The sequence below is a fragment of the Thiospirillum jenense genome (genome assembly GCF_014145225.1).
In the GTDB taxonomy this organism is placed as follows: domain Bacteria; phylum Pseudomonadota; class Gammaproteobacteria; order Chromatiales; family Chromatiaceae; genus Thiospirillum; species Thiospirillum jenense.
Genome location: NZ_JABVCQ010000067.1, coordinates 1 through 2,829, shown reverse-complemented (window position 1 = coordinate 2,829; position 2,829 = coordinate 1). Strand labels below are relative to the sequence as shown.

The following is a 2,829-nucleotide window of genomic DNA, read 5'->3' as shown; positions in this document are numbered from 1 at the left end:
GTGATGGGGCTGTGACGGCGGCATAATTCACCGCGTTCACTCATTGTAACGGCCGCCTGCTGTAAATCTTAAATACCAGAACTGAAAAATGCGGGTGAGTGCAATGCCGATCACAATTGCTAATCCACTCGCCGATACTTTTTTCTTGAACATTGCTCAACAATGCTGAAAGACGTTTAACTGCCAATCCGCAGACTGGGGTGTATCTACCAAAGCGCGCAATAAGATATTACGCGCACCAACTAAATCACGATTAACCCATGCACCGGATAAGAGTCGAATTAACTTTGCTCCACCGATGTTTTTAACTTCACCCGTTTCTGGATGCGTTTTACTGGTATAGGCTTCATTAACATCCACAACCCGCTTACCGTATTCAAACGCTTTATGTTTAATAAATTGCTTAAAGCGATAATGCGCAAAAGTGAGCATTGCGCGCACTGACTTTGATTGAATTCTACGCCCCGCTTTACTCACCATTGCTTGCGTTTCAAACGTTGGCAATAAAATCAATTCAAAGTTTTTCACTAAAAAAAGCGCGGTTTTATGGTGCAACTCATCAATGAGATGTTTGATTTTTTCCCGCATTCGCGCCGCCGCAATCCGCATTTTATGTTGACGTTGCTTAGATACTTTAGTCATTCGGGAAATCAAGTCATCTAAATAACACGCCAACCGCTGAATACGCGAAAAATCACCTGATCCAATGAAACCACAAGTATCATCTGAATAGAAAGTGACAAAATTGCGAATACCTGGGTCAATCGCCACCACGCGGGCTTGGTTATCGCCATTAGGTACACGCGGTGTTTTCGATGGCATTGCAAGATAATACTTGCCGGCTTTCCAAATCAAACGTGAATCTAAATAAGATTCTGGTAAAGACTCGTGCATTTTCAAGTCTTTACCAGAAATCTTAGGATAAATCCCCTGCATTTTAATTGCTGTTTTGGGAATAAAGCACGACTGTTGCGGTGATTTCCGACTGCGAAATTGTGGTTTGCCTTTTGCCTTAAAAAACGCAGTGGTTGCATCTTTTATTGCAATTGCTTTAATTTGAAACGGACACTCTTTTGTCCAGTTGGGTAATAACTGTGTTGCGTATTTTTTAATCTCCATCCAATTGGGCGTCCAGTTTTGACACGAGCGAATAAAATCAATTGTCCAATTGAACACATAACGGGAAACAGTCATCCAATACTTAATTATCTTTTTTTGGTTGCGCGTCGGTGAGAGCTTGATTAACTTGCTTTTTGTAATTTCTAAGTCCGTGCATTCGATACGAGAAGACGTGAAGGATATTGAGCAAGTCTTTAATAAGTTCATGCTCTGGCGAGTAAGCAGACTGGTCGAGAACCACGAGTTCTCCACCATTGAACTCAATAATTTGTTTAATGAGTTCGTATCCAAATCTTGAAAGTCGGTCACGGTGGGCAACCACAAGTTGGATGCAATCGCCGCGCATTGCGCGTTCCAAAATGGTTTTAAGTCCTTTTCTTTTGAAATTGAGTCCACTGCCGATGTCTTTAATGATTTCTGCTTGCGGATATTGATTGCGCAGGAATTGAACTTGGCGGTCGAGATCATCGCGCTGTTTGAATGAAGAGACGCGGCAATAGATAATGATAACGCGCTGGGGCTGGATGCGGAGATAGGCGTCAACGTCATAGCGCCGTTGTCCACTACTGGTGCGAATTGCGGGATTTTGCCGGCATTTGCCCATCTTCTAAGCGTTTCTGGGTGACATCCGAGGCGTTTTGCCGCTTCTCTCGTGGTAACGTAGGTTGACATCGCATGTTACGAACATTCCTCGCTAATGTTGAGCAAAGTATAGATTATTAGATACTATGATGCAACCTCCAGCCGCTGGGCTGCGAATTTCTCAGCCGTCATTCCCGCGACTGTGGAAATCCAGCGACGGCGCATTCTGGATGCCCGCAGTCGCGGGAATGACAACGGTATTGAAAATGATTGTCGGTTGAATAAACCTTAACCGCCACGACCAATGTCCGGGCTGTCATTTAACCCTTTTATCTTGGCGGGGATTGTATTTGATGAGCCGATAAATCCGGCTAAAGTATGAATGAATTCTTAGCGCAAGTAACAAACATAGTTTAATTGCGCGAGAATAAGACGGCAGGTGATCTATCAAGTATCGTACAGAAGAAAGTTACGCACATCAAACTGTTACCCATTGATTTAGGCGATAGTCTAAAGTGCGTAACGCTTAAAATAAATCAACAATCACCCGTTTAATTGCCTGCAAATTGGCGATGCTAAACCACTGTTCTAAAGTGGACTGCTTTAACGGCCGCGCCGGAGGTGATTGGTCAGTTATAAATTGCAGTTGCGTCGGGGGTGATCGGGAACGCGGTGCTGTAGCAGTGCTAGTTGCAGATTGCGTCGAAGTGATCTGACGGTTTGATGATGGATTTACGAAAGATTCGCTTTCCGCCCGCGATGGTGGTGCAGACAATCGCACTGTGGCGCGGGTGGTCAAAAAAACGTTATCGTTCCTTTCAATCGCATCTTGCCAATCAGTTCTCCAATCAGTCGAGGCGGGCAACCAGTGATACCCGCCCCCGACATTCCAGACACTTTCCCCTCGCGGGTTAGATTGATTAGCGAAGCAATGACAACGTGTTTTGCGGTCCTTGATTCGCTTGCGACAAGATCGAGATGCCCGCTTGTTGCAAGATTTGGAACTTGGTCATTTGGGCGGTTTCAGAGGCAAAATCAGCATCACGGATTTGACTACGCGAAGCACTCAGGTTCTCAGATGAGGTCATCAAATTGCTGACGGTGTACTCAAAGCGCGATTGAATTGCA

The 2,829-nt window shown here is 44.9% G+C and carries 5 protein-coding genes and 1 pseudogene; 1 reads left to right on the top strand and 5 read right to left on the bottom strand.

What is annotated here, in order from left to right:
* Positions 1-156: 156 nt before the first annotated feature.
* The 3 genes and pseudogenes from HUK38_RS14460 to HUK38_RS15675 all read right to left on the bottom strand — a co-directional run.
* Positions 157-1,194: an RNA-guided endonuclease InsQ/TnpB family protein gene (locus tag HUK38_RS14460; protein WP_202985577.1), complete on the bottom strand. Its 1,038-nt coding sequence runs from the start codon at positions 1,192-1,194 to the stop codon at positions 157-159.
* A 7-nt stretch (positions 1,195-1,201) separates the two neighbouring features.
* A complete protein-coding gene (locus HUK38_RS14455; RefSeq protein WP_202985576.1) occupies positions 1,202-1,723 on the bottom strand; it encodes an IS607 family transposase in 522 nt (173 codons plus the stop codon).
* A gap of 11 nt (positions 1,724-1,734) precedes the next feature.
* Positions 1,735-1,791: pseudogene (locus tag HUK38_RS15675) on the bottom strand (hypothetical protein); the annotation flags it as partial.
* Between the two features lie 56 nt (positions 1,792-1,847).
* Between HUK38_RS15675 and HUK38_RS15465 the strand changes: the two are divergent.
* Entirely contained in the window at positions 1,848-1,982 is a 135-nt protein-coding gene (locus HUK38_RS15465; RefSeq protein WP_275285037.1) for a hypothetical protein, read from the top strand.
* Positions 1,983-2,227: 245 nt separating this feature from the next.
* Here HUK38_RS15465 and HUK38_RS15290 read toward each other — a convergent pair whose 3' ends face one another.
* Positions 2,228-2,566 carry a hypothetical protein gene (locus HUK38_RS15290; RefSeq protein WP_238787694.1) on the bottom strand — a complete coding sequence of 113 codons (339 nt, stop codon included), beginning with the start codon at positions 2,564-2,566 and terminating at the stop codon, positions 2,228-2,230.
* Between the two features lie 55 nt (positions 2,567-2,621).
* A partial coding sequence (locus HUK38_RS14450; RefSeq protein ID WP_275285036.1) for a flagellin occupies positions 2,622-2,829 on the bottom strand: 208 nt, incomplete at its 5' end.